General features: G+C 45.7%; 23 protein-coding genes and 1 pseudogene. 9 read left to right on the plus strand and 15 right to left on the minus strand.

All coding sequences use genetic code 11. From position 1 onward, the window contains the following. The first annotated feature begins 82 nt into the window (after positions 1 to 82). A complete protein-coding gene (locus tag K3F53_RS13840; protein ID WP_057898020.1) occupies positions 83 to 1117 on the plus strand; it encodes a YkvI family membrane protein in 1035 nt (344 codons plus the stop codon). Here the strand turns inward: K3F53_RS13840 and K3F53_RS13845 are convergent. From K3F53_RS13845 to K3F53_RS13860, 4 genes are all read right to left on the minus strand, one after another. Next, positions 1114 to 1794, minus strand: coding sequence for a L,D-transpeptidase family protein (locus K3F53_RS13845; protein WP_236781970.1), 681 nt, complete (start codon positions 1792 to 1794; stop codon positions 1114 to 1116). The two genes, K3F53_RS13840 and K3F53_RS13845, sit on opposite strands and share 4 nt — an antisense overlap. A 116-nt stretch (positions 1795 to 1910) precedes the next feature. Next, positions 1911 to 2633 (minus strand): amino acid ABC transporter ATP-binding protein, encoded by a 723-nt coding sequence (locus K3F53_RS13850; RefSeq protein ID WP_057898019.1) that lies wholly within the window; start codon positions 2631 to 2633, stop codon positions 1911 to 1913. Then, a complete protein-coding gene (locus K3F53_RS13855; protein ID WP_057898018.1) occupies positions 2630 to 3334 on the minus strand; it encodes an amino acid ABC transporter permease in 705 nt (234 codons plus the stop codon). The genes K3F53_RS13850 and K3F53_RS13855 overlap by 4 nt, the downstream gene beginning before the upstream one ends. A 60-nt stretch (positions 3335 to 3394) precedes the next feature. Further along, entirely contained in the window at positions 3395 to 4219 is an 825-nt protein-coding gene (locus K3F53_RS13860) for an ABC transporter substrate-binding protein (RefSeq protein ID WP_057898017.1), read from the minus strand. Positions 4220 to 4457: 238 nt separating this feature from the next. On the opposite strand from K3F53_RS13860, the gene K3F53_RS13865 reads away from it, so the two are divergent. After that, entirely contained in the window at positions 4458 to 6107 is a 1650-nt protein-coding gene (locus tag K3F53_RS13865; protein ID WP_057898016.1) for a M20/M25/M40 family metallo-hydrolase, read from the plus strand. A gap of 67 nt (positions 6108 to 6174) precedes the next feature. Here K3F53_RS13865 and K3F53_RS13870 read toward each other — a convergent pair whose 3' ends face one another. The 3 genes from K3F53_RS13870 to K3F53_RS13880 form a co-directional block, all read right to left on the minus strand. Next, complete coding sequence (locus K3F53_RS13870; RefSeq protein WP_057898015.1) at positions 6175 to 6912, minus strand: NADPH-dependent oxidoreductase; 738 nt, start codon at positions 6910 to 6912, stop codon at positions 6175 to 6177. Between the two features lie 135 nt (positions 6913 to 7047). After that, complete coding sequence (locus tag K3F53_RS13875) at positions 7048 to 7326, minus strand: hypothetical protein (RefSeq protein ID WP_057898014.1); 279 nt, start codon at positions 7324 to 7326, stop codon at positions 7048 to 7050. Between the two features lie 15 nt (positions 7327 to 7341). Beyond that, complete coding sequence (locus tag K3F53_RS13880) at positions 7342 to 8622, minus strand: ArsB/NhaD family transporter (RefSeq protein ID WP_057898013.1); 1281 nt, start codon at positions 8620 to 8622, stop codon at positions 7342 to 7344. Between the two features lie 263 nt (positions 8623 to 8885). On the opposite strand from K3F53_RS13880, the gene K3F53_RS13885 reads away from it, so the two are divergent. Then, positions 8886 to 9650 (plus strand): TSUP family transporter, encoded by a 765-nt coding sequence (locus tag K3F53_RS13885; RefSeq protein WP_091260903.1) that lies wholly within the window; start codon positions 8886 to 8888, stop codon positions 9648 to 9650. Here the strand turns inward: K3F53_RS13885 and K3F53_RS13890 are convergent. Both K3F53_RS13890 and K3F53_RS13895 read right to left on the minus strand, forming a co-directional pair. Next, complete coding sequence (locus tag K3F53_RS13890) at positions 9647 to 10855, minus strand: M14 family zinc carboxypeptidase (RefSeq protein ID WP_236781969.1); 1209 nt, start codon at positions 10853 to 10855, stop codon at positions 9647 to 9649. The two genes, K3F53_RS13885 and K3F53_RS13890, sit on opposite strands and share 4 nt — an antisense overlap. Positions 10856 to 10869: 14 nt before the next feature. After that, positions 10870 to 11133: a YqhV family protein gene (locus K3F53_RS13895; protein ID WP_057898010.1), complete on the minus strand. Its 264-nt coding sequence runs from the start codon at positions 11131 to 11133 to the stop codon at positions 10870 to 10872. Positions 11134 to 11266: 133 nt separating this feature from the next. On the opposite strand from K3F53_RS13895, the gene K3F53_RS13900 reads away from it, so the two are divergent. Next, on the plus strand, positions 11267 to 12016 hold the full coding sequence (locus K3F53_RS13900) for a 2-phosphosulfolactate phosphatase (RefSeq protein ID WP_057900246.1): 750 nt from the start codon (positions 11267 to 11269) through the stop codon (positions 12014 to 12016). Between the two features lie 15 nt (positions 12017 to 12031). Here the strand turns inward: K3F53_RS13900 and fecE are convergent. Next, positions 12032 to 12163: pseudogene (gene fecE, locus K3F53_RS13905) on the minus strand (Fe(3+) dicitrate ABC transporter ATP-binding protein FecE); the annotation flags it as partial. A gap of 483 nt (positions 12164 to 12646) precedes the next feature. Here fecE and hemE point away from each other — a divergent pair. The 3 genes from hemE to hemY are packed head-to-tail and all read left to right on the plus strand — an operon-like array spanning position 12647 to position 16095. Beyond that, positions 12647 to 13696 (plus strand): uroporphyrinogen decarboxylase, encoded by a 1050-nt coding sequence (gene hemE, locus K3F53_RS13910; protein ID WP_057898008.1) that lies wholly within the window; start codon positions 12647 to 12649, stop codon positions 13694 to 13696. Between the two features lie 27 nt (positions 13697 to 13723). Continuing rightward, a complete protein-coding gene (gene hemH, locus K3F53_RS13915) occupies positions 13724 to 14668 on the plus strand; it encodes a ferrochelatase (protein WP_057900245.1) in 945 nt (314 codons plus the stop codon). After that, the gene (gene hemY, locus K3F53_RS13920; RefSeq protein WP_057900244.1) at positions 14668 to 16095 is read left to right on the plus strand and encodes a protoporphyrinogen oxidase; all 1428 of its coding nucleotides are present in this window, start codon (positions 14668 to 14670) and stop codon (positions 16093 to 16095) included. Before hemH ends, hemY begins: the two co-directional genes overlap by 1 nt. Positions 16096 to 16178: 83 nt before the next feature. Here the strand turns inward: hemY and K3F53_RS13925 are convergent, their stop codons facing one another. Beyond that, a complete protein-coding gene (locus tag K3F53_RS13925; RefSeq protein WP_057898007.1) occupies positions 16179 to 16373 on the minus strand; it encodes an alpha/beta-type small acid-soluble spore protein in 195 nt (64 codons plus the stop codon). 213 nt (positions 16374 to 16586) lie between these two features. Next, positions 16587 to 18014 carry an aspartate ammonia-lyase gene (gene aspA / locus K3F53_RS13930; protein WP_057898006.1) on the minus strand — a complete coding sequence of 476 codons (1428 nt, stop codon included), beginning with the start codon at positions 18012 to 18014 and terminating at the stop codon, positions 16587 to 16589. Positions 18015 to 18389: 375 nt separating this feature from the next. Here aspA and K3F53_RS13935 point away from each other — a divergent pair, with 375 nt between their 5' ends. Further along, positions 18390 to 19937, plus strand: coding sequence for a hypothetical protein (locus tag K3F53_RS13935; RefSeq protein ID WP_057898004.1), 1548 nt, complete (start codon positions 18390 to 18392; stop codon positions 19935 to 19937). Positions 19938 to 20013: 76 nt separating this feature from the next. Here the strand turns inward: K3F53_RS13935 and K3F53_RS13940 are convergent, their stop codons facing one another. From K3F53_RS13940 to K3F53_RS13950, 3 genes are all read right to left on the minus strand, one after another. Then, the gene (locus K3F53_RS13940; protein ID WP_091260900.1) at positions 20014 to 21579 is read right to left on the minus strand and encodes a fatty acid--CoA ligase; all 1566 of its coding nucleotides are present in this window, start codon (positions 21577 to 21579) and stop codon (positions 20014 to 20016) included. Positions 21580 to 21897: 318 nt separating this feature from the next. Beyond that, the gene (locus tag K3F53_RS13945) at positions 21898 to 22929 is read right to left on the minus strand and encodes a cytochrome d ubiquinol oxidase subunit II (protein ID WP_057898002.1); all 1032 of its coding nucleotides are present in this window, start codon (positions 22927 to 22929) and stop codon (positions 21898 to 21900) included. A gap of 30 nt (positions 22930 to 22959) precedes the next feature. Beyond that, on the minus strand, positions 22960 to 24297 hold the full coding sequence (locus K3F53_RS13950; RefSeq protein ID WP_057898001.1) for a cytochrome ubiquinol oxidase subunit I: 1338 nt from the start codon (positions 24295 to 24297) through the stop codon (positions 22960 to 22962). Positions 24298 to 24448: 151 nt separating this feature from the next. On the opposite strand from K3F53_RS13950, the gene K3F53_RS13955 reads away from it, so the two are divergent. Continuing rightward, complete coding sequence (locus K3F53_RS13955; RefSeq protein WP_057898000.1) at positions 24449 to 25162, plus strand: polysaccharide deacetylase family protein; 714 nt, start codon at positions 24449 to 24451, stop codon at positions 25160 to 25162. The last annotated feature ends 24 nt before the right edge of the window (positions 25163 to 25186 follow it).

Raw genomic sequence — 25186 nt, forward strand, 5'->3', positions numbered from 1 at the left:
GGGCCGTTTCATAGGATAGTAGAGAAATTGAAGCGAAAAGAGGTGGTGAATCGCGAAAACAAATAAAAACAAAGGGAAAGCGATGATACAAGTCGGTTTTACGTATATCGGAACAATTGTCGGCGCCGGATTCGCAAGCGGGCAGGAAATTTTCCAATTCATTACACGATTCGGCAGCAAAAGCACCATTATCATCGCTATTAGCATTTTTCTGTTTACTTTAGCGGGGGCGAAAGTCATGCTGCTCGCACAAAAAATCGAAGCATCTTCCTATCATCAATTCAACCACTACATGTTCGGTGAACGAATTGGCAACTGGGTTAACGGATTTATGCTGGTAACCCTAATCTGTATTACCGGAGTGATGCTGGCCGGAACCGGTGCCCTGTTCGAGCAGCAGTTCGGAAGATTCTACCAGATCGGTATTTTAGTTACGGCGATGTTCGTATACATTGTAACCTCCCGCGGTATAGGAGCGGTTATGACCGTTAATTCGTTTGTCGTACCGCTTATGATTAGTTTTACGGGTCTCATTGGCGCCCATACTTTTCTTGCCGAAAACTATTTTTCGGATTCTCCCACGGTTTCGACCACTCCCCTTTGGATTCTGTCACCTTTTTTATACGTCGCCTTCAACATTTCGCTCGCGCTTGTCGTACTCGTACCGATTGGGGGTGAAATACGAGACCGGAATGTGCTAATCGGAGGAAGCATCATTGGGGGGGCCGGGCTTGGCCTGCTGCTCTTGCTGAGCAACTACACGCTTCTTGTCCATAGCGAAGAAGTTTCTGGCGCGGAAGTGCCGATGGCGATGGTTGTTTCATCGTTTGGACCGCTTATGCAGTGGATGTTCAGCGCCATCATTCTAGCTGAGATCTTCACAACTTTGGTCGGAAACGTCTTCGGTGTCACGCGTCAATTGCAAGTTCATTCCGCTTTCGGAAAGGATAGACGCTTCATCATCATCGGTTTGCTCGCGATTTGTTACGTCATTAGTCAGTTCGGCTTTTCCTCTCTCGTACACCGCTTGTATCCGTTGTTCGGATATATAGGCGCCGGTACACTGCTGATGATTTTTATCATGGGAAAAAACAACAAGAAGACGCGGGACGCTTAACATTGCGTCCCGTGTCTTCTTTTGAGCAGAGAAAAGATGAATGGCTCCGTTCCCTGAATAATAACCGGACTTTTATCCGGGTCAAGCCATTTGAGAACCGCGAGCAAATTCGCTCTGGCAAGGGCCACGCAACCCGCCGTATAGCTGGATGGCCCGCGCCAAATATGCATAAAAATCGCGCTCCCTTTTCCCGGCATGATAGGGTCATCGTTGTATCGAATAACAAGCGCGTATTTATAAAGCGGTATTGCTAGTCGTTCAAACGACTTCCATCTTTTTGCCGGGTTTCCTTCGTAATGTACCCACGTATTGTATTCGGGAGAGGTCTTGTCATCCACCCAGTAATCCCGTCTGGTAACAGGGCGGTACGGCATTTTTAGACCGCGCGGCCTTGCCGCTGTACCAAATGCGGTGCCAATTTTGTAAATTCCGGCCGGAGTTTTGCAATCTCCCTCTTTTTTTTGTTCGGGAAGCGCAAACCCATACTTGCCTACTACCGCCGCCATAGGTGCGAGCGCTGGCATCCACTTGCCTGCTGCTATTTTTTCGAACGTCCGCAAGCGGGCGCAACGGCTGTTCCAATCGGGAACAGTAACGACAATGATCTGCCTTACCGTGTCCCCCAGTGTACAGGCCGCATCATCCGTCAACACCATCCGCGCGAAATCTTGCTTCATAAAAGCCACTCTCCCATAAGCAAAACTTGCAGGCAAGCTCCGCGAGCTATTTCCTTGTATTAGAAAGTTTGCACCCTTTACTAAAAACACCGATCATGCGGCCGATGCTTTACTCTTTAAACGATTTGCTTTAGGAATTTTTGCGTTCGCTCATGCTTCGGTGATGTGAAAATTTGCGCGGGATGCCCCTCTTCAATAATATGACCGTCTGCCAGCATAATGACTCTGTCTGCTACCTCCCTGGCAAAGCCCATTTCATGGGTTACAACAACCATGGTCATGCCATCTTTCGCTAATTCTTTCATAACTTGAAGAACCTCACCGACCAGTTCAGGATCAAGCGCAGAAGTCGGCTCGTCGAAAAGCATCACCTTAGGTTCCATGGCCAGCGCCCTTGCGATAGCAACGCGTTGCTTCTGACCACCGGAAAGCTGTTCCGGATAGGCATCCGCTTTATCGCCAAGCCCTACCTTACCGAGTAGTTCCATTGCTTTTTGCTTTGCTTCCGTTTTGCGTTTCTTTTTTACATGAACCGGGGCTTCGATGATATTCTCAATAACAGACATGTGCGGAAATAGATTAAAATGCTGAAATACCATTCCCACTTCCTCTCTTACTTTGTTGAGATTTGTCTTCTTAGGATCAATATATTCCCCATCAATCCAGATCTCGCCCGAATCGGCAACTTCCAAAAAATTCAAACAGCGCAAAAGCGTACTTTTTCCCGAACCGCTCGCACCTATTAATACTACAACTTCACTTTTTTGAATATCTAAATTTATATTTTTCAAGACCTGTTGTCCATCGAATGATTTTGTTAAATTTTTTACTTGAATCATGCTGCTCTCACCTCACGCTGCGCCCTTTTACTTTTTCCTTTTCCAACATCTAACTTTTCTTCTACTTTATTTAAAATAATAGTAAAAATAAGTACAAGAACAAGATAATAAATCCCAACCACAAAATACGTTTCAAATGGCATGTAATTTTCTCCTTGGGCTGAAAGCGCAGTATTAAACAATTCGGTAACAGCAATATAAGCGACAAGCGATGAATCTTTTAACCCGATAATAAATTGGTTTCCAAGCGGAGGGATCGCCCGTTTCAGTGCTTGTGGAAAAATAATGCGTCGCATTGCCAGCGCATACGGCATTCCTAATGAACGCGCCGCCTCCATTTGTCCTCTATCGATGGATTGAATGGCCCCGCGAAAAATTTCAGCAATATAGGCTCCAGAGTGAATGCCAAGCGCAAGAGCTCCTGCAGTAAAGTCGCTTAGCGTTACAATGCTTGAAATTCCGTAATATAAGAACATCAACTGAACAATAAGCGGCGTTCCTCGAATAAGCGTAATATATACATCCGCGATTCGCTGTAAAAGCTTGCTGCTAGAAATCTTAAAAAATGCGAAGACAAGTCCAATAATAGTAGCGAATACCAGGGAAACCGCCGTAATCTCTATCGTCACCCAGGAGGCCTTTAAAAAAGCGAGGCCATGCACCTGAAAAATTTGAGCAATATTATTGATAAAGTCCCCCATTTACCTTCTCCTTTCCTGTTAGAAAAAAGATGCGCAGGCAAACGGCGCAACGTTCCCTGCTTATTTTAAAATATTGCGGTTAAACCACTTCATGCTGATTTTTTCGTATGTTCCGTCCGCGATCATATCAGCCAACGCTTTGTTCATCTGTTTGAGCAACTCTGTATTTCCCTTGTTAACAGCCATGCCGATTTTATCTTCGTACAAAAGTTCACCGACAGGCTTAATTTTTAGATGCTGCTCATTCATCGCGTTGATTCCTACCATTTTATCGGTAATCACAGCATCAAGACGGCCTGGTGGCAAATCTTGCAATGCATACACATCGCTCGGAAAACTTTTGATTTTTTTCGTATACTTTTCGGCCAAAACCTTAAAAGTGCTTGACTGCACAACCCCGATTACCTTATCTTTCAAATCTTCTTTTGATTTAATAGTATTATTTGATTCGGCTACGAAAATTTGAGCGCCCGATATGTAATATGGGTCTGTAAAATCAACCTGTGCGGCGCGCTCCGGAGTAATGGACATACTGCCGATAATTGCGTCATACTTATTTCCTTTTAATCCCTGAATGATCGTTTCCCAAGGATTTGTAACCGCTTTCGGCTTAAGGCCCATACGCTTTGCAAGCTCATTGCCAATGTCTACGTCAAATCCCGTTAACTGACCGTCTTTCTTAAAGTTAAACGGTTTGTATAAACCGCTGGAAGCAAAAACTAATGTTCCTTCTTCCACCAATTTCATTTTTGTCCCCTGCGCCTTATTCTCTCCCGTAGATTGATTGGAAGCCGTTTCTTTTGCTCCTTGCGAAGAGTTGCAACCCGTTAATACTAGAAAACATAATAAAGCGCAAGTCATTAAAATACTCGTTAGCCTCTTCATATTTCCCCCTCTTTATTACCTTTAATTTAATTTTTCATTCAGTTTTTTTTATATTATAAATTTTTTGTCCATTTTAATATAATCAAAATACACAAAAAATATAGTTATATTTTATACACTATGTACAAAAAAATGATTTTTTTAAATTATTATTCTTTTTACTCTTCAATAAAGCGCAAAAAAGTATCAATATAATGAAAGATTGAATGATTTCGATAAGAAGGAGTGAATATGTTTTATGCTATCCTGCTACGAAGACATACTTTCTTTAACAAAAGAACTGGTACGTACTGAAAGCATTGTAAATACGGAAGGAGAGCAAGTGCTTGCGGAGCAACTATATAACATGATTAAAGCTTGGCCTTACTTCAGACATCATCCAGAACAAGTCATCTGTGCGCCTACGGTTCATGACACAAGCAAACGTTCCAATGTGCTAGCTTGCGTGCGGGGCACAAAAACAGAAAGCCCACGCACCGTAATTTTGATGGGACATTTCGATACGGTCGGCATCGATGACTTCGGTTCGCTCAAAAACAAAGCCTTTCAGCCGGATAAACTCATGCAAGCGCTCCGAAATGAAACTCTTCCTCCCATAGTCAAAGAACAACTAGAATCGGGTGAATGGTTGTTCGGTCGCGGTGTACTCGATATGAAAAGCGGAGTCGCAAGCAACCTATACCTGCTTCGTTATTATGCAGAACATCCAGAGGAACTGGCGGGAAATCTGGTGCTGATCGCAGAATGTGATGAGGAAGACAGTTCACACGGTATACTGTCTGCACTAAGAAACCTAAAGGAATGGAGGGAAAAATACGGATTCGAATACATAGCAGCTATCAACTCCGATTTTGTGTCCTCACGTTCCGAAGGAGATGAAACCAGGTATGTATACAAAGGCACTGTAGGAAAGCTGCTTCCTTCTTTCTTCATTACGGGAGCAGAAACACACGTTGGAGCCTGCTTTGAGGGATTGGATCCAAACTTCATCGCTTCGGAGTTGACAAGGCAAATCGCCTATAATCCGGAATTGTGCGATGAAGCGCACGGCGAAATCCCTGCGCCGCCCGTTTCCTTAAAACAAATGGATTTAAAACCTTCTTACACGGTTCAAACTGCGCTAGCCGCTTATGTATATTACAACTTTCTCATATATTCTTGGTCGCCAAAAGATGTCCTGAAAAAACTAAAAGAACAGGCCAAAATCGCGTTTGATAACGCGCTACGCCTGTTTGCGGAACGTTATAAAGCATACTGCAAGCGTAGCGGGGAGCCATACAAAGAAATTCCGTGGACAAGCCGTGTGTATACATATGAAGAAATGAACGATATGTTGAAAAACGAATGGGGAGACAAATATATTCACCATATGACCGCCTATAAGGAACAGTTGCTTTCCGATACAAGCCTGGACAGTCGAATGTACGCGGCACGCGTCGTTGAAGAAGCTTGGAAATGGATGAAAGATAAAAGTCCGGCCATTATTGTATTTTATTCGTCCCTCTACTCGCCACGCGTAGAATTAACCGACAAGACAGAAAACGAACGCAATTTGAGCGCGGCGCTTGCGCGCGCAATCGAATATGTGCAGCCGTACTATCCGTATCCGATTCGTATCCGCCATTTCTTCCCGTTCATTTCTGATATGAGCTTTGTGGCGCTAAGCGATGACGAAGAAAGCATTCGGTACGAAGCGGCTAACAATCCCGCCTTTGGACAAAAATACACGGTCGACTACAAAGCGATCCGAGAACTGAACGTTCCTGTTATCAATGTCGGGCCATACGGATACGATGCCCATAAAAAATACGAACGAGCAGAAATGAAATTTTCATTTGAAATCGTTCCAAACATTACAAACTATATTATCCGTTATCTGCTCAACTAAAAAACTCGCGGGCTGTTCCTGCCTTTCCCCAACCAAGACAGGGCAGCCTCGCGAGTTTTTTAAATTATTATTCGTACTTAAAGCCTTGCCGATCGAGCATAGGGCGTACTTTAGGATAGTAAATTTGCTTGTAGAACGCGGAGACGGTCTGCGACCAATTGCGCGTCTCCTGTCCCCCTGTCCGCTCGCTCATATATTTGGACATTTGCTCATCGTATTGCTCGATTAAACCGCGCAAATCTCGATTATATTTTTCTTGATGGTATACCGCTTCGCGTGGCAAACGCGGTTTCAGCGCGGAAGGATCGGCCGGATGCCCGACCACGAGACCGGCTACCGGAAATACGTATTCCGGAATATCAAGCAATTCTATCAACTCCTGCGGATTTCGGCGCGCACCGCCGATCGGCACGATGCCAAGCCCCATGGACTCAGCGGCAGCAATGGCGTTACCCATGGCAATCCCTACGTCGGAGGCGCCTACAATAACCGATTCAATGCTGTCTGTAATAACAAGCTCTTCGCCATTCAATTCAGCTGCGATTTTGGCGCGGTAGAAATCAGCGCAGAACAAGAGAAATACAGGCGCTTGATCAACCCAGAGCTGATTGCCAACCAGCTCAGCAATTTTTTTCTTCTTCGCCGGATCTTTTACGCAAATCACAGTAACCTGCTGGCCATTAATGGATGAAGGGGCTGCCTGTACTGCCTGTATAATAGCGTCAAGTTGCTCATCTGTAACCGGCTCGTTCGTATAACTGCGAATCGAACGGTGGTTGGTCAACGTTTTTATCACTTCATTCACTGTTTCTTCCTGCCTTTCCTATTGTTATCTAAATACTACTCTAAAATATAGTACTTACTTTAGTCAAGAAACATGTTTTTTATTATAAAATAAAAACGCCTGCGGACAAAAGCCGCAGGCGCGTCCCCGTATTTACTATTCCCATTCCAATCGGGACAAAATCCGGTATTTGAACAAACTTAACAAAAAGATAACGTAGTAATCCGCACGGACAATAACGTGATACTCATTGTTCCGATGCGTATAAAATAACACATCCGTATGCACGGTGTCATTAGAAAAATACGCCCGTACTTTGCGCAAGGCCTGCAAGTATTGGGCAGGATTTTTTATCTTAATGACAAATTCTTTGTCATTCCCGTTCTTGTGCTCCTGAATATCAAGACCTTCCTTATCATACTCATAGCGAACCATTCGTTAACCCCCATCTTACATTAAATAACGGACGTATACATACACCGTGGAAATAATGATGGAAAGAATCATGAGCGGAAAGCCGACCAGCAAAAATTTCACGAACGAAATATGATGTCCTTCTTTGCTCGCCATACCGGCGACAATCACATTGGCGCTAGCGCCAATGAGCGTCCCGTTCCCGCCTAGGCACGCACCAAGCGCCAATGACCACCACAACGGCTCCAAATCTGTAAGGCCCATTTTCCCCATCTCCTGAATCATTGGAATCATGGTAGCAACAAATGGGATATTATCCACAAATGCAGAAGCAATGGCGCTCATCCAAAGAATGAGCATCGCCGTAGCCGTGATGTCTCCGCCAGTAAGCGCGATGGCTTCCTGCGCCAATTTGGCGATAACGCCCGTTTCCACAAGTCCAGACACAAGCACAAACAATCCAACAAAAAAGAAAATCGTCGTCCACTCCACACGGGTAAGCGCATCTTCCAAATAGTGCTCCCCTGTAATCAAAAGCAGAAGAAACGCGCCGGTAAGCGCGACAGTTGCCGACTCAAGGTGAAACGACTGATGGACAAAGAAGCCCCCGATCGTTAAAGCGAGAACAGCCAGACACTTTTTAAGCAACACCGGATCGGCTAGTTCGTCTTTCGCATTCATCTCCATCAGTTCCTGCTTTAATTCTGGCGTTGTCTTTAATTGCCTTCGGTACCAAAGCGCAAGAATTCCTACTGTAGCAAACAAAATAACGAGTACAACCGGAGTTAGATTCATAATAAACGCCATAAATGTAAGCTCTTTCACAGCACTGCCGATCATAATGTTCGGCGGATCTCCAATCAGGGTCGCCGTTCCCCCAATGTTGGATGCTAACACTTGCGTCAACAGGTATGGAATCGGGGGGACACGCAGCTGTCGGGTAATACTAAACGTAACAGGCACCATCAACAGAACGGTTGTCACGTTATCAAGAAAAGCAGAAGCAATGGCGGTAATCAGCCCCAGAGCTACAAGAATGCGTACGGGATCCCCTTTCGCTTTTTTTGCAGCCCAGATAGCAATGTACTTAAACAGCCCGGTCTGCGCCGTAATCGTGACAATAATCATCATCCCGGTCAGTAAGCCAAGCGTATTGAAATCAACATGATGTAGTGCTGTTTCCTGATCGACAATTCCAAATATGATCATCATAATAGCGCCAAGCATGGCGACAATGGTGCGATGAATTTTCTCAGAAATAATCAACGCATATGTCACTAGAAAAATTACGATTGCGTAAATTGCTTGCTGTTCCATATACTCCCCCTACATCTTCGGTGACATCTTCGTTTACCGTTTACTCAGCATAACTAAAATTTTATTATACTCTATATGACATCAAAAATAAATATTTTCTTTTGCAAAAGATAAATAATTACAAAAAGAAAGAACAATCTTTCTTATCTAACAACCGCTTTTATCATACCTTTTGCTTTTTTTTCATAAATTGTTTGGAATTTATAGTATAGTAGTGTATAGATTTTTGTTTTTATTTTTGTTTATAGTCTGGAGGATGTTTTATGGAACAGGTTAGTGTGGAAATGCTGCTGTTTATTATGGCAGCCGGTTTTCTGGCGTCGTTTATCGACTCCGTGGTCGGCGGCGGCGGATTGATTTCGATCCCGGCACTGCTATTGACCGGGCTTCCATCCACCGTCGTACTCGGCACCAATAAGCTCGCGAGTACCATGTCTTCATGCACAAGCACCCTTTCTTTCATCCGATCGGGAAAAGTAAACATAAAGCTTGTCGCCTGGCTGTTTCCGCTTTCGCTCGTCGGCTCAGCGCTCGGCGCCTATACGGTCACAAAAATTCCGCCTGAATTTCTAAAACCGCTTGTGATCATTCTCTTGATTCTTGTCTCCATTTATACACTCTTTAAGAAAAATTGGGGCACAGAATCTACATACAAAGGTCTTACCAAAGGCCTCGCCCTATTCGCGATTATAACTGCGTTTGTCATCGGGTTCTATGACGGTTTCTTCGGTCCTGGAACCGGATCGTTTTTGCTATTTTCATTTTTGCTGATGGGGTTCGATTTTGTCGGCGCGGCAGGCAACGCTAAAGTGCTAAACTTCGCCAGCAATATCGCCGGCTTGGTTACCTTTATGGTACTCGGTTCCGTGAATTACCAATATGGCATTCCGATGGGGCTTGCAATGATTGCTGGTGCACTTGTCGGGACACAGGTCGCCATCCGCAAAGGAGCTGCTTACGTCAAACCTCTGTTTATCAGCATAACAGCCCTGCTTATTGGAAAACAGATCTGGGATATGCTCCATTAACCGTAGCATTCAAACAACAAAGGTGCTTCCAGCAGAATCGCTTGGTTCTGGTTATAAATCAAGTCGAATTGTTCAAGCGGTACGGGATTTACACCGACGCCGACTTCGACTGTGTAACCCGGACGACGGTACTGCTGGATGAACCAGTCTTTGTACCCAGCAAAACTATCCGCTGTATGCACTGGTGTATACGTGCTCACCACCTGCATCCGCCGTACAATTTCTTCGCTGCCCGGCGGCTCCAAATGCTGAAACCCCCAGAAAATGACCTGCCCTTGCGAATGGTAGGCCAGTACCCCCAGAAAATCGCGGCTTTTTGTAAATTCGTACACCGCGCGCGCTTCCGGCTCCGACAGCGGATAAGGCCCTCCGTAATGACGGGGTGCAGGCGCCTTGGGACTTGTTTTCGCTTCCTCTTCCCATAATGCCGGCCACTGATGGTTTAAATCCACCCCGCGAACGTTGGCCGTCCAGCCCACAAAGTTGTGAGAGCCGTTGTTGATCGCCAGCACTTCCTGATAATGCGGATGTGAAGGATCAATCCCAAGCAACGACAATTCTACCCCGTCCGGGTTCACCATCGGAACGATCCAAATGGTAAACCTGTGCAGCAAATCCATCACATCGTAGCCGCGTAAATATTCTTTTCGCGCATATGCCCGCGCTGTGTCCTCTACGAACTTCATGAGAACAGTCGCCGTAATCCACTCATTGGCGTGCCATGCACCGCTGTAAAATACCTCCTTTTCCCCACTTCCAAGCTGGAGCGCGCAAATCGGCTTGCCCATCACCGAACGCCCGATAATATGGGTTTTCAAACATGGGTATTTGTCCCGCAAAGCTTCCGCATCTCGTACCACATCCTCAGGCGTATACTCTTCATTTGTCCGTACAATTTCCTCGCTCCGGGGATTCGGGATTACGAGCACATCCCCCGGCTTAAGCACCTCTTCTCGCTCCAGGGATGGGTTTGCAGCCTGCAAGTCCCCTAGTGATAAGCCAAATATTTGTGTAATAAAATAAAGAGTATCACCGGGTTGCACTTCGTACTTTGTCGCAGTTTCCGGAACGGTAAGCACCTGCCCGGGGATCAGGTATCCCCTCCGTTCCAATGCCGGATTGGCACCAAGCAAGACGGTAACGCCGATTCCTAGGCGGTTTGCAATTTTCCGTAGCGTATCTCCTCTACGCACCACATATCTCATAAACATCCCCCTCCCTATTTGCGCGCTCCGATAAAAATGCAAGCTAACCCTAGGAAAATCCAAAAAATCTTTGCCAGACTTACCCGATCCGCCATTCCGGCAAGCCCGATCGTAGTTGTCAATAGCAACACAAACGGACCGACCAGCGCCAAGCCGGAATTCACAAGCAAAGCTTTCTCCACTTCGTTCACTTTAATAATTAACAATGCCGCCAAAATTTCCAGCGAACCGGACAAAAGACGCAGCGATGCCATGCCGATAATTGCTTTTTCCAGCAATAGACCTCCCTCCTCTCTTTTCAACGTATGCATGTATGGCGGTGAATAGTCGTCATACGCAGGGGAACTCCTATATTTTGTCCGGCATAGTATGAAGGCAGAAAATCCATGGGAAAAGAGGAAAAGAAAAGCAATGAAAATTGATGTCGTACAAACAATGGAAGAAATTCGGCAGGAACATATAACGGGGCGAACGGTTATTGTTATCGACGTATTAAAAGCGGCTAGCACGATTGTGGCCGCGCTTAGCAGCGGTTTTGCCTCCGTCCTTCCAGTGGAAACCATTGGGCAGGCGCAGGCCTTGCGTTCACAAAATGTAGTATGCGCCGGAGAAAGGCATGGGAAAAAAGTGGCGGAATTTGAATATAGCAATTCCCCCGTCGCGTTTAGCATTACCCGTCAGAACGGTAAACAGCTTGTGCTTACAACCACTGACGGAACGATTGCAATCAGCAAAGCCGCCCGTGCCGCGCACGTACTTATCGGCTGTTTTTTGAACGCGGAAGCATGCATCCGTGAAGCGCTCAAACGACAGCTTGACATTACGCTGTACTGCGCAGGCACGCGCCATGAATTCGCTTTGGAAGATGGGCTAGCGGCCGGGCTTATGATCCACCGCGCACAGCAACTGCAGCCTGCAATAAAAGTGCGCGACCTTGGCAAAGCACTAGAAGCAAGCTACTTGCATCTTAAAAACGAATTGCCCAACCTTTTACTTGAGACATCGAACGGAAAAAGGTTGGCCCAGCAACATGGAACCGACGATGTGCTATACTGCGGACAACTGAATGTGTTTGATATTGTTCCGGTATTAAAAAACAAATACCTGATTATCGCTCCAAACGCCAAATCCGGCGACGAACCGACAGCACCGCAAGCGTAACGGCAATACATCCGCGCGATTTAAAGATTTCAAAAGTTCCAGCACTTCAAGCTGATGTGTCATATCTAGATATGTCGTCGGCTCGTCAAGCAAAAGCAAATCCGGGCCCTGGGCCAGAGCCATCGCGCTCCAGGCCCGCTGCCTCTGTCTGCGCTTTGCGAGGATTAAATCCAGCTGACTCATGATTTATTTTCTTTCCTTTGCCCTGACCGGCTTGCTGTTCCTGGCCGAAGGGTATAGCACCAATCTTTTATATTGCAAGGACTTTTCTATATAACTCGCATTTTGGGATGGGAATATGTCCAAACATCAAAAGCAATTATAAAATTGAACTGGAAAAGAAGAATATGTTAAGATCATGGTACATTCATATTACGAGTAATGAAGAAGAGCATAAAATGTTAGAATTTATGCTCCATTTTTATGCCTAGAATTATGAAACAAAGTAATGGGAAAAGAGGTTATTTATTTTGCGACATTTAAACAGGAACAAGAACAAACGCGCTGGCTACACATTGGAAGAGTATTTGTCACAATAATTACTTATTTTTTCTATAGTAATATGTGCTATCGTACAATTGGAAAGTTTTTTGTTGTTTCTATGTTTACGGAAAAGAAAGGTGTGGGAAAATGAACACAAAACCTTTTAATCATAATTTTTTAAAAGCCTGTCGCGGGGAAGAACACAGCCATACACCTGTATGGTATATGAGACAAGCTGGGCGCTACCAGCCTGAATACCGGAAAATCCGTGAAAAATATTCATTGTTTGAAATTACGCACCGTCCGGAAGTATGCGCGGAAGTTACCATGCTGCCCGTTAAGCAGCTGGATGTAGACGCGGCCATTTTATTTGCAGACATTATGACACCGATACCTTCGATGGGGATCAACGTTGAAATCAAATCAAGCATCGGTCCGGTTATCGACAATCCAATTGCCTGTAAAGAAGATGTCGAAAAACTAAAACCGCTCAATCCGGCAGAAGATATCCCGTATATTCTCGATACGATTAAACTGCTGCGCGAACAACTCTCCGTTCCCCTTATCGGTTTTGCAGGAGCGCCGTTTACCCTTGCCAGCTATTTAATTGAAGGTGGGCCATCACGCAACTACTATAAAACCAAGGCATTCATGCATTCCAACCCGGAAGCTTGGCACCTGCTAATGGATAAGCTCGGAGAAATGACGATTACATATCTCCAAGCGCAAATTCAAGCAGGCGCGCAAGCGGTGCAAATTTTCGACTCCTGGGTCGGCACGTTGAACGCGCAAGATTACGCCACATTCGTCGCTCCGATTATGCAGCGCATTCTCGCGAAGCTTGCCGAGGAAAATGTGCCCAAAATCATGTTTGGCGTTGGCGCGGGACATCTGCTACAGGAATGGAATAAACTCCCACTTGATGTAATCGGCCTAGATTGGAGAACAAGCATCAAGGCTGCGCGCCAGCAAGGCATCACCAAAACGGTGCAGGGTAATCTCGACCCTGGACTTCTGCTTGCAGATTGGCCAGTGTTAGAAAAGAAAACAAAAGCAATTTTGGAGCAAGGCATGGAAAACCCCGGCTTTATCTTTAACCTCGGACACGGCGTCTACCCGCAGGTAAAAGTGGAAACTCTGCAACGCTTAACAGCATTCGTCCACGAGTATTCGTCCAGGATAAAGCGCTCCCTTTGAAACTAACCAAAAACGAGGTTATAGATGATGATTACACAAACCATGGGACTTCTTGTTATGGCGTACGGAACGCCAAGAAACGCTGAAGAAATCGAGCCTTATTATACCCATATCCGGCGCGGACACAAACCGCCGCCAGAACTGCTACAGGATTTAATGAAACGCTATGAAAAAATCGGTGGCATTTCTCCTCTTGCCCACATTACGGAAGAACAGACGGCCAAACTGCAAGAGGCATTAAACCGGGTACAAAATAAAATTGTATTTAAAGCTTACCTGGGCTTTAAGCATGTATCGCCTTTTATCGAAAACGCCGTACAGCAAATGCATAAGGACGGCATCACAAAAGCGGTCAGCATCGTGCTTGCGCCCCACTACTCTACATTCAACGCGAAATCCTATAATATGCGCGCACATGAAGAAAGCAAAAAATATGACGGACTGGAGATCTATTCCATAGACAGCTGGTACAAAGAACCCGCCTTTATCGAATATTGGGCCGATCAGCTACATGAAACGTTCAACCGGATTCCAGAAACGGAACGTAACAGAACGATTGTAATTTTCTCCGCCCACAGTTTGCCAGAAAAAATCAAACAAATGAACGATCCGTATCCGGAACAAATTGAGGAAAATGCGCGAATGATTGCAGAAAAGGCCGGGGTATCCTGCTACACGACCGCATGGCAAAGCGCAGGTCGCACACCGGAGCCTTGGTTAGGTCCCGATGTGCTGGACAAAATCCGTGAATTGTCCAAACAAGGGTATACCTCCATGGTGTTCTGTCCGATCGGATTTGTAGCCGATCATCTTGAAGTGCTCTATGATAACGATTATGAATGTAGGCGTCTAGCGGAAGCGCTCGGTATTCATTACTACCGCCCACCGATGCCCAACACCCACGATAAATTTATCGAAGCATTGACTTCCGCCGTATTAAAGAAGTTACTAATGAAAGAAAGTGATGAATGATGAGCACAGACACGCTGAAAGTCGCGATTGTCGGCGGCGGCATCACCGGGCTGACAACCGCCTACTACCTGCAAAAAACGATTCGCGAACAAGGATTACCGATTGAATACGTACTACTTGAAGCGTCCGATCGTTTGGGCGGAAAAATACAAACGGATTATACGAACGGTTTTGTTATCGAACGCGGACCGGATTCGTTTCTTGCTCGCAAAACGAGCGCATCCCGGCTTGTGAAAGAAGTCGGGCTTGAGGACAAGCTCGTACGTAACTACACCGGGCAAGCCTATGTACTAAATAATGACAAATTATATCCGATTCCGGGCGGAGCCATTATGGGCATTCCGACAAAACTAACTCCGTTTATCACCACTTCGCTGTTTTCGCCGGCCGGTAAATTGCGGGCTGCGCTTGATCTGGTATTGCCGCGCAGCCCCCAGCACGATAACGATCGCTCCCTAGGAGAGTTCTTCCGCCACCGGCTTGGCGATGAAGTAGTGGAAAATTTAATTGAACCGCTTTTGTCTGGCATTTATGCGGGGGATATCGATCAGCTAAGTCTGATGTCCACATTTCCACAATTCCATCAGGTGGAGCAAAAATACCGCAGTCTAATTCTCGGTATGCGCTCCACAACGCCAAAACAACCGAAATCAGCAGGCAATAAAAAAGCGCCAAGCGCATTTTTAACACTGACAACGGGCCTACAATCACTCGTTGCAGCCATCGAAAAAAATCTGGACCCAGCTTGTGTACGCAAACATGCACCTGTGCAAAAGGTAACAAAAACAGGCCAAGGCTATAAACTGTATATCGGCGATGGCTCCGCCGTGTATGCTGACAGCGTTGTCGTGACAACACCCCCACAAGCGACTTTACGTATGTTCACAGAATATGAATGCATGCGTCTACTTGCCGATATTCCGACTACGTCTGTCGCCACCATAGCGCTTGCGTTTCCGAAAGCAGCCATTAAACAGAATATCGACGGTACTGGTTTTGTTGTATCAAGGAATGCCCACTATACGATTACCGCCTGTACATGGACGCACAAAAAATGGCCGCACACGACACCTGAAGGCAAAGCGCTGTTGCGCTGCTACGTCGGCCGCGCGGGGGACGACAGTATCGTATACAAATCGGATGAAGAAATTATCAGGGCGGTGTTGCACGATTTACGGAGAATTTTGGAAATCAATGAAACACCTGAGTTCTACCACATTACACGCTGGAAACAGGCGATGCCACAGTATATTGTCGGTCACAAATACCGCATTGAAAAGTTGAGCGATGAACTCAAACGACATCTTCCCGGTATATTCCTCGCTGGAGCGCCGTATTACGGCATCGGACTTCCGGACTGCATCGACCAAGGAGAAGCGGCAGTGAAACAAGTGCTCAGGCACCTGCGCACACCAATCCTTGTATAACTTAATATATGTAACATGACCTATCTTATCATATTCATATATAAACCCGGCTCTTCCACGGAAGCCGGGTTTTATTCGATTGACTACTTACCGCTTAGCTGTTGCTGCGCCATCTGCACCAAACGTTTTGTAATTTCGCCACCTACGGAACCGTTAGAACGGGCATACGTATCCGCTCCGAGCTTTACACCAAACTCTGAAGCAATTTCGTATTTGTACTGATCAAGCAATTGCGCCGCCTGAGGAACAAGCAATTTGTTGCTTCTGCCCTGTGCCATGGTATTTCACCTCCTGCTTGAAGTATTGTTATTGTTTGTTCTGGATTTCTTTTTATGAAGCAAACATATTGGTAAAGCGGGAGACAATTGACGTATTTTTGTCCTAACTGGGAAAACCCCGGTAATCGTCTTTTTCGATTTGTGCTAACAACCACTAAGGTAAGTAATAAAAATAAAAAAGAAGGGCGTAAAGGCCCCTCTTCATAAACACCGCTACTCTTTAAACAAAAGCGATGCGCCCGCAATACCCGGGTTGGTCATTTCATACGGATCAAGAATCAAGTCCAGTTCCTCTTCCGTTAGTACATTGTAATACAGGCATAATTCGCGAACCGATTTGCCTGTCAAAATCGCCTCACGTGCAATGCGAGCTGCCGTCTCATAACCAAGGTGTGGGTTGACCGCGGTGATCACGCCTACGCTCTTCTCCACGTATTCTTTCAGCCTGTCTTCATTGGCCATGATACCTTCCACGCAATATTGACGGAACACGCGGAAACCGTTGTTCATAATACTGATGGACTGTAATAAATTAAAGACAAGCACCGGTTCCATTACATTCAATTCAAGCTGGCCAGCTTCGGAAGCAAGACAAATCGTATGATCATTACCAATAACTTGGAACGCAATTTGATTAATTACTTCAGCCATTACAGGGTTCACCTTACCTGGCATGATGGAAGAGCCAGGCTGACGAGCCGGAAGCGAAATCTCTCCTAAGCCAACACGCGGGCCAGAAGCCATCAAGCGCAGATCGTTCGCAACTTTAGACATATTCATCATGCACACTTTTAGCGCAGCCGATACTTCTGTGTACGCGTCCGTATTCTGGGTCGCGTCGACAAGATGTTCTGCACCTACAAGCGGGAAACCGCTAATTTCCGAAAGGCGTTTCACCACACTCTTAATATAGCGTGGATCAGCGTTTAAGCCTGTCCCCACCGCCGTGGCACCCATGTTTACCTCATACAGATGCTGGCGGGACTGCTTAATCCGTTTCATGTCTCTTTCTAGCACCCGGCGGTACGCTTCAAATTCCTGGCCGAGGCGAATCGGCACTGCATCCTGAAGATGCGTGCGTCCCATTTTTACTATATGGTCAAACTCTTTCGCTTTTTTCCCGAATGCATCGTGCAGCTCTTGCATCGTAACCAGCAATTTTTCCAGCATAGAAAGCGTTGCAATGTGAATGGCAGTTGGGAACGCGTCGTTGGTGGACTGCGCCATATTAACATGCGTATTTGGACTTAATTGGAAATAATCGCCTTTCTTCTGTCCGAGAAGCTCCAACGCGCGGTTTGCAATCACTTCATTCGTATTCATGTTAATGGATGTCCCGGCACCGCCCTGAATCGGATCGACGATAAATTGATCGTGCATCTTTCCGTCAATAATTTCTTGCGCCGCCTGTACGATAGCATTACCAAGGCGTGGATTTAACTGTCCAGTCTCCATATTGGCAAGCGCGGCTGCCTTTTTGACCATCGCCATTGCTATGATTAGCGATTCGTGAATACGGTATCCGGTAATCGGGAAATTCTCTACTGCACGCATTGTCTGAACGCCATAATATGCGTCAATCGGCACTTCTTTTTCGCCAAGAAAATCTTTTTCTACGCGGAATTTTTTGTTTTGTTCCATGACTCGATAACATCTCCAATAGCTGTAATATTTTGCTTTCTCCATACTCTTATTATAGGTATATTTATTCAACAAACAACAGACTATCATACAAACGTGGCTTATCGTATTCCCGTTCTTTCATGATTCGAAGCCGAAAAAAAAATTCTTCGCTTATGGCTTCATTTCTTATACAATTAAATTATGTATGCATGATCGCTGGCAAGCATTTCATCATATCGTTGCCTCAGAAGTGGAAAAGATTGTTGAAGATTACTGGTTTTTATGTTATTTCAAGCTTCTGCAACATCCTTTTGTTTTAGAAGCATCAAAGACTTCTTTGACGCTTTTTTATCATTCTTCTATTGATTTTATTGAAAAAGAGTTTTATATTTTTTGATAGATTTTGGAAAGGTGCTGAGTGAACGAAGACAGATGAAAACGATGATTGCACGTTGGTTCGGTTTGTTATTGTCATTGTGTTTATTTATCGCACTTGCAACGCAAGTAAGTGCCAAAGAAGCGTCCATGGCTTTCTTTCCCATTGACCTTGACAAGGACGGAATTCCAGAGTTCCGTATTGAAGCCAGTGGGTGGGTTGCCGACGTGACGCCTTCGGTTACAACAGATACATACGAGCATGCGGTATATACGCATTATCAGTATAAAAAAGGCGGGCTCTCTTTTCGCTTAACGCTGGCCCGGATGGAGAATGGAAGCGTGCTTTATTTTGTGCAACATACCGCTTCTGACAGAGCAGTCTCCATTCCGTTGCGCATTCTTGCTTTCGATCCTACGGTTGTCAAAACGGCGCAATTGTCAGCAGTTCCAACCAAAACATGGAAACAAAGCAGCTACATTCCGCCTGTCTTTTCTTCGGCTCTTTATGTAGACGGAGAACGCCTGTTTTATCGGATTGGTCAGGCGGAAGCCTATGCGCCCCTCGGTTATACGGTATACAAACAGATAAGGGAAAAGGAGCAGCCAATAAAACACGCGCAAGCCGCGAACGGTCATACGTTTTCCCTTGTTTTGAACGCGGATGCAAAAACGGAGGCTGTTACATGGGGAATGCTGGGAAATCAGCCGCTTATTCGCTGGGACAACGAGCAGGCGGCAGCCAAAGCGGCGTTATTAGAATTGGATAAAGATAAAAAATTAAGAGAAGATGGAGCCTATTATCCGAATGAGTCCACTTACCGTCCGTACGCACCGGGCTCATTCTACCGAAATCCGGCCAATGGAGACGGCTTACACGCCCTTTCCTTCCTTTCCACGGAAGAAAACGGCGCATTTTTCGTCAATCTCGCCACCCATCTCGCTTACGCGGCAGTAAAAAACCAAAACAAAGAAGGATATTGGGAAACACAGCCGAGATCGGAATGGCTTAATAAGGAATATAAAATCGGCTATAAGTATATGGACAACCGGCGGAACGCAGACAACGCCACCTTCCTGCTCCGCTTCACGCAAGCCATGCCAGATGCCGCCGTTCAGCATGCGTTGCGCAAGTGGAACGCATATCTTACACGTTACATCGCTATGCATGGTATGAAGATCGGCAAATACGGTGTGTTTGTACCCGATTATGTAGGAAGCGCGGAAACGAAGCGAACCCATACTTCCCTTAATCATTTGGTCGCGATTATGAATTATCTATACGAAGCTTACTTGCGTGACCAGGATGAAGAAAAAAGGGAACTCGGTAATAAGCTGTTGGCTGGCATTAAAGCTACACAAGAACTCTGGGTTATGCCTAACCATAATCTGTATTATGCGCTCTATCCGAATTTCACGCCGCACCCGTATCCGGACTATCTTGATTTGACCCGCAACGATTTGTTGCTCTCGCAATACTTTCTCACCCGGATTCAAGGTGAACCAGACCCGGTGCTCCAATATTTAATTGACAATAAAAATAAATGGCTAGATAGTCAACAATAAGAAAAATCCCCCCGTTCTGTTATCTCGAATAGAACGGGGGTTTACTTAGTTTTTTCACCCGCTTTATACTTGCGCTTTACTGTACTTCTTTTAGCTGTTTTTCCAGCACGAATTTTTGGATTTTGCCGCTCGGTGTTTTAGGCAGACGCTCCACAAAGTAATACTCGCGCGGTCGCTTATATTTCGCCAGTTGGCCGCCGCTAAGAAGAAAAGCATCCAGTTCTTTGCTATCCACCGCACTTCCCTGTTTGGTTACAACATAAGCAACAACAATCTGTCCCCATGTTGGATCTGGCTTGCCTACCACCGCCACCTCCAGCACCTCTGGATGTTCTATCAGCCTGTCTTCCACCTCACGCGGAAAAATATTTTCCGCTCCGGAAACAATCATATGGTCAATACGATCACGAATCCAAATATATCCATCTTCATCATACGAAGCCATATCCCCAGTATGGTACCAGCCGTATGCCAGCGCTTTCTCCGTCGCTTCTGGCCGCTTGTAATATTCAAGCATCATACACGGACCTCTTACGATAATTTCTCCAATTTCTCCCACGCCGCATATGTCGTCGGGGTGTGAAGGACTGCCGTCTTCCCGCGTGCGTACAATTCTCACTTCGTGCGTCATCACCGCTTTGCCCGCCGATCCGGCCCTGGCCAACTGTTCATCCGGGTACAGTACGGTTACCACCGGCCCCATCTCCGTCAAACCATACATCTGCACCAAATCTGCACCCACCTTCTCCTGAAATTGTCTAATAAGTACAGGTGCCATCGAAGCGCCGCCATAGCCAAGCAAACGCAAAGAGGATAAATCATATCTTTCAAACGAAGGATCGTTCAACAGCATATTCACCATCGTCGGCGCTGCGAACAAATGGGTAACTTTTTCTTTTTCGATCGTCGCCAGCACTTCTTCAGCCTGAAAGGAATGAAGCAGAACATTTGTGGCTCCCACCTGCATGCGCGGAAAAAACGATGTATGCAATTCAGCCGTATGGTTGAGTGGAGCCACGCACAGGCCAATGTCATTTTTGTTAAGTCCCATGCATTGCATCATCAGCAAATTATGGTGTACCATATCGCGATGCCGGTGAAGCACGCCTTTCGGCCGCCCGGTTGTCCCGCTTGTATACATCATGATATATAAATCATTTTCATGAACTTCAACGAACGGCGCACGATCCTCACTTTCCTCCAACAATTCATAAAACGAACAGGCATAGTCCGGAACTTGCTCATCAACAAAAATATAATATTCAACCTTAACGCCAAGCTCTTTTGTTTTGTGAACCGTCTCTTTCAGCTGCTCCTCATATAGCAAAACTTTACTGTTGGCATCGTTTAAAATATACTGCAACTCGTAGGCGGTTAGGCGATAATTAATCGGATTAAAAACCGCACCGATTTTTGCAGCTGCGAATAACGCAACCACAAACTCGCTCGTGTTGTACAAAAATACGGAAACAATATCTCCTTTTCTTACACCGAGCCCAATAAGGGCATTTGCAAAGCGATTTACCTGCTCATCCAACTGCTTATACGTCCATACTTGATTTTTACGCCGGTATATCAAACCGATCTTCTCCGGATAATTCCGGGCTGTCCATTCTACTAACTCGCCAATGGTCGTACTCATCCTATCCCCCCACAAGCATTAAAATCATTCCTCTCCTTCTTCTATTGCAAAAATAAAACCAATTTTCTGACTTATTAATGCTAAAGTGTTGTATCATTAGCAGTGTGTATTGTTTTCAATAGAAACAATACATTTCTAAAAGAAATAATTCATATCAAAAAGAAACAATATTCCTCTATGCACTTGACTTCATTCAGATATCGGTGTTCTCATAGTGAAAGAAGGGGAAAGGGAGAAGAAAAAACAAAACGTGCTTCTTACTTCCAACTTTCCTGCCTTCTAACCATAGCTGAAACGCTGAAATAACAAATAAAATGTTTATGGCTGCTTTACGTAACGTTTGTCTTTCATAAACATTCGCCAGAAATATAAAAATCCCGGGGTTAGAATCGCAAAGCAGACAATGTAGGAAACAAACAGCGCCCGGAACGTATCTGGATGAGTAAAAGCGGACTCAATGGTAACGTGCGGATACACGATATAGGGCAAATGAGCTTTTCCATAAGCATAGCTGGCAAGCAAGTATTGTACCACGATGCCAAGTACCGCCACACGGGGCTGACCGGGCAATGAAGCGCGCTTTCCTCCCGGCCACCACAACGCCGTATAGCCGATAAAGAACGCTACAGCCGATGCAATAAGCAGCCAGAAATGATGTAGCAAATTTTCATACAGCCATAAAGCCTCACTTTTCATGGATGTAACGAGTGCCAGCGCAGTAAAAAAAGAAAGCGGGCCATTCAAAATGGCGTCGCGGCGATATAAGCGGTATGCTTCCATTTCACCCGCGACCCTAGAGTAATCGGATAGCAACAACGAAGACAAAAAGAATGTACTGCTGATGGCAAAAGCCATGTACGAAATCCCGCTTGCGCTTGTCAACAATTTCCCAAGCAACAATTCCTCATGCCCATTTATTACTTGAATAAATCCTCCCTGCGTAACGGGCAGAACAAGAATGAGCAATGCGGGAATAAACAGACCGCTAATGCCAGATATAATCGCAAGCTGCCTTTCATACCCTTCCATCGAATGTGAATATACAAGAAATGCGCTGCGGATAGCCAAAAGCAGCAGAATTAAGCTGCCAGGAATCAGCAGTACCGTGCCCAGCGTAAATGTGGCACCGGGAAAAAAACTCATCAGCCCGACCACAATAAGTACAACAAACACATTCGTCACTTCCCACGAAGGGGATAAGTACCGGTTAGCGATATTGGTTGCCCTGTTCTGCCTCCGGTTCATGTATATCATAGACCAAAAACCGGTGCCAAAATCAATAGATGCAGCAACTGAATACACGAACACAAACATCCATAACATAGCAATTGCGATCAATTCATTACTCATATTCCTCCATCCCTTCCTTATTCCTGTACCTCATGAACCGAGAGACACTTTCTCCAAATCTTTAACAAGCGGATGGCGTTTGAAATAGTGGCGCAGCACAAACACGGTCGCCAAACCGAGCAGTATATAAATCCCAACAAACAGAACAAATAAAAACCCGATATTGCCTGCCTGAGTAACGGAATCAGCAGTCAAAAGCGTCCGGTACAACACCCATGGCTGACGCCCGGTGCAGGCAAAAATCCAGCCACACTCAATTCCGATCATTGCCAACGGTCCCGTTACAATAAACAACCACATCAACCAGCGCGGAAACGTTTCCCGCCTCAGTAAATGACGCCAAACAAATCCAATGATAGATAGCGCAAGAAGCAGGCCACCGATGCCGACCATCGCGTTGAACAATATATGCACATAAAGTGGCGGCCAGTATTCGCGTGGAAAATCGTTTAATCCGGCTACTACCTCGTCAAACCGGTTGCCCGCAAGAAAACTGAGCAGCCCCGGAATCTCGATCGCATACTTGACACTTCTAGTGGCTTCATCCGTATAACCACCGATCGCCAACGGAGCATACGGCTGCGTTTCAAAAAGTCCTTCAGCGGCCGCAAGTTTCTCCGGCTGGTATTTGTGTAGCATTTGCGCCGAATCATGACCGTTCAGCGCCGTGCCAAGAGAAAACAAACCGCCAACGGTAAGAGCCATCATTAACGCTTTGCGGTGAAATAAAAATTCCTTACTTCCCCTGTTACTCTTCAACAATTTAAACGCTGCAATGGAAGCAATCGTAAATGCGCCGGTCATGTAAGCAGACAAAGTAACATGTCCCGCCGATACAAAAAAACTCGGGTTAAAAAATCCAACCCACGGATCCACATCAATCACTTCGCCGTTTTCCATCCTAAAACCGGCGGGCGTTCCCTGAAATGCATGCACATTTGTAATCAGGATCGCGGATGCTGCCGCACCAATCACTACGAATATCATGCTTAGAATGCGCATAGACGCGGACAACCGATCGGCCGCATACACATAAATGGACATGAACAACGCTTCCAACAAAAAAGCGAAAATCTCAATCTGAAACGGAAGAGCAACAACCTTCCCAACGACTTCCATAAAACCAGGCCACAGCAAGGAAAGCTGAACACCCGCAATGGTGCCGGAAGGAATAGCCACCCCGAGAAGCACCGCAAATCCTTTCGTCCAGCGTTGTGCCATAATGCCATAGTCTTTGTCTTTTTTCCACTGGCGCAAAACTTCTGCTGTTAAAATCATCAGCGGAAGCCCCACGCCAAGCGTAGCAAAAATAATATGAAATCCCATTGTCGTCCCAAACAACGCCCGGGCTAGTTGCAAATCATCCACCGTTTTCTGCTCCTCTCATCTGGAATGCTTTCCACTTTAGTATTGTTTTCCTACACGATAAATATTCTGCATGCATTCCCACCCTTTGTAAGCATACCTATCCAAAAACGCGCAAACATTATACATACCATTACATAAAACGGTGAGAGACATGAAAATTGTGAAGCTTTTCGTTAGCTTAATCGCCACATTGTTATGCTGCTGGGCCACTGTGTTTCCAGCAGCGCCAGCAATCTCGAAATCGACTGCTTCCCCTATTTACCATGTTGACACGAAGCGGAAACTCATTGCCCTTACGTTCGACGATGGCCCCCATCCTGTCTATACGGCTAAGTTGCTAAACATTCTTGACAAATATCATGCCAAAGCGACGTTTTTTGTCGTGGGCCAGCGCGCGAAATGGTATCCCCGTGTGATCAGGGACATTAATCGCAGAGGTCATGAAATCGGCAACCATACGTTTACCCACCCGCGTATGAAGAACATAACTACGGCCCGTTTACGTGATGAAATCCGCAAAACCGATCAAGTCATTTACTCGCTAATCGGGAAACACCCGCGCTTCTTTCGTCCACCCGGAGGAGAAGTAACATATACTGTGCTTCTCAGTTCGACAAAACAAAAACATCCGGTCGTCATCTGGTCATACCACCAAGATACGCGCGATTGGGCACATCCGGGGATCGACTACATAGTTAACAAAGTAACAAGTGGAGCCAAACCGGGAGATATTATTCTGTTTCACGACTCCGGTATCGACCAGACGCAAACATTGCTTGCAGTGGAGAAAATCCTTCCTATTCTTTCTAAAAAAGGGTATAAATTCGTAACACTTTCCCATCTTTTACAAGAAAAAGAAAGATAAAACTTTAAGTACTTATAATTACCA

The sequence above is a fragment of the Aneurinibacillus thermoaerophilus genome, from assembly GCF_019603355.1.
Taxonomy (GTDB): Bacteria; Bacillota; Bacilli; order Aneurinibacillales; family Aneurinibacillaceae; genus Aneurinibacillus; species Aneurinibacillus thermoaerophilus.

Excerpts from the sequence above, each read along its gene's own strand:
- K3F53_RS13875 (WP_057898014.1), bottom strand. The coding sequence starts at position 7,326 with ATGGTTCGCTATGAGTATGATAAGGAAGGTCTTGATATTCAGGAGCAC.
- K3F53_RS13845 (WP_236781970.1), bottom strand. The coding sequence starts at position 1,794 with ATGAAGCAAGATTTCGCGCGGATGGTGTTGACGGATGATGCGGCCTGT.
- K3F53_RS13850 (WP_057898019.1), bottom strand. The coding sequence starts at position 2,633 with ATGATTCAAGTAAAAAATTTAACAAAATCATTCGATGGACAACAGGTC.
- K3F53_RS13855 (WP_057898018.1), bottom strand. The coding sequence starts at position 3,334 with ATGGGGGACTTTATCAATAATATTGCTCAAATTTTTCAGGTGCATGGC.
- hemH (WP_057900245.1), top strand. The coding sequence starts at position 13,724 with ATGATTACACAAACCATGGGACTTCTTGTTATGGCGTACGGAACGCCA.
- aspA (WP_057898006.1), bottom strand. The coding sequence starts at position 18,014 with ATGGAACAAAACAAAAAATTCCGCGTAGAAAAAGATTTTCTTGGCGAA.
- K3F53_RS13955 (WP_057898000.1), top strand. The coding sequence starts at position 24,449 with ATGAAAATTGTGAAGCTTTTCGTTAGCTTAATCGCCACATTGTTATGC.
- K3F53_RS13940 (WP_091260900.1), bottom strand. The coding sequence starts at position 21,579 with ATGAGTACGACCATTGGCGAGTTAGTAGAATGGACAGCCCGGAATTAT.
- K3F53_RS13890 (WP_236781969.1), bottom strand. The coding sequence starts at position 10,855 with ATGAGATATGTGGTGCGTAGAGGAGATACGCTACGGAAAATTGCAAAC.
- K3F53_RS13860 (WP_057898017.1), bottom strand. The coding sequence starts at position 4,219 with ATGAAGAGGCTAACGAGTATTTTAATGACTTGCGCTTTATTATGTTTT.
- K3F53_RS13900 (WP_057900246.1), top strand. The coding sequence starts at position 11,267 with ATGAAAATTGATGTCGTACAAACAATGGAAGAAATTCGGCAGGAACAT.
- K3F53_RS13840 (WP_057898020.1), top strand. The coding sequence starts at position 83 with ATGATACAAGTCGGTTTTACGTATATCGGAACAATTGTCGGCGCCGGA.
- K3F53_RS13945 (WP_057898002.1), bottom strand. The coding sequence starts at position 22,929 with ATGAGTAATGAATTGATCGCAATTGCTATGTTATGGATGTTTGTGTTC.
- K3F53_RS13885 (WP_091260903.1), top strand. The coding sequence starts at position 8,886 with ATGGAACAGGTTAGTGTGGAAATGCTGCTGTTTATTATGGCAGCCGGT.
- K3F53_RS13880 (WP_057898013.1), bottom strand. The coding sequence starts at position 8,622 with ATGGAACAGCAAGCAATTTACGCAATCGTAATTTTTCTAGTGACATAT.
- K3F53_RS13865 (WP_057898016.1), top strand. The coding sequence starts at position 4,458 with ATGCTATCCTGCTACGAAGACATACTTTCTTTAACAAAAGAACTGGTA.
- K3F53_RS13925 (WP_057898007.1), bottom strand. The coding sequence starts at position 16,373 with ATGGCACAGGGCAGAAGCAACAAATTGCTTGTTCCTCAGGCGGCGCAA.
- hemY (WP_057900244.1), top strand. The coding sequence starts at position 14,668 with ATGAGCACAGACACGCTGAAAGTCGCGATTGTCGGCGGCGGCATCACC.
- hemE (WP_057898008.1), top strand. The coding sequence starts at position 12,647 with ATGAACACAAAACCTTTTAATCATAATTTTTTAAAAGCCTGTCGCGGG.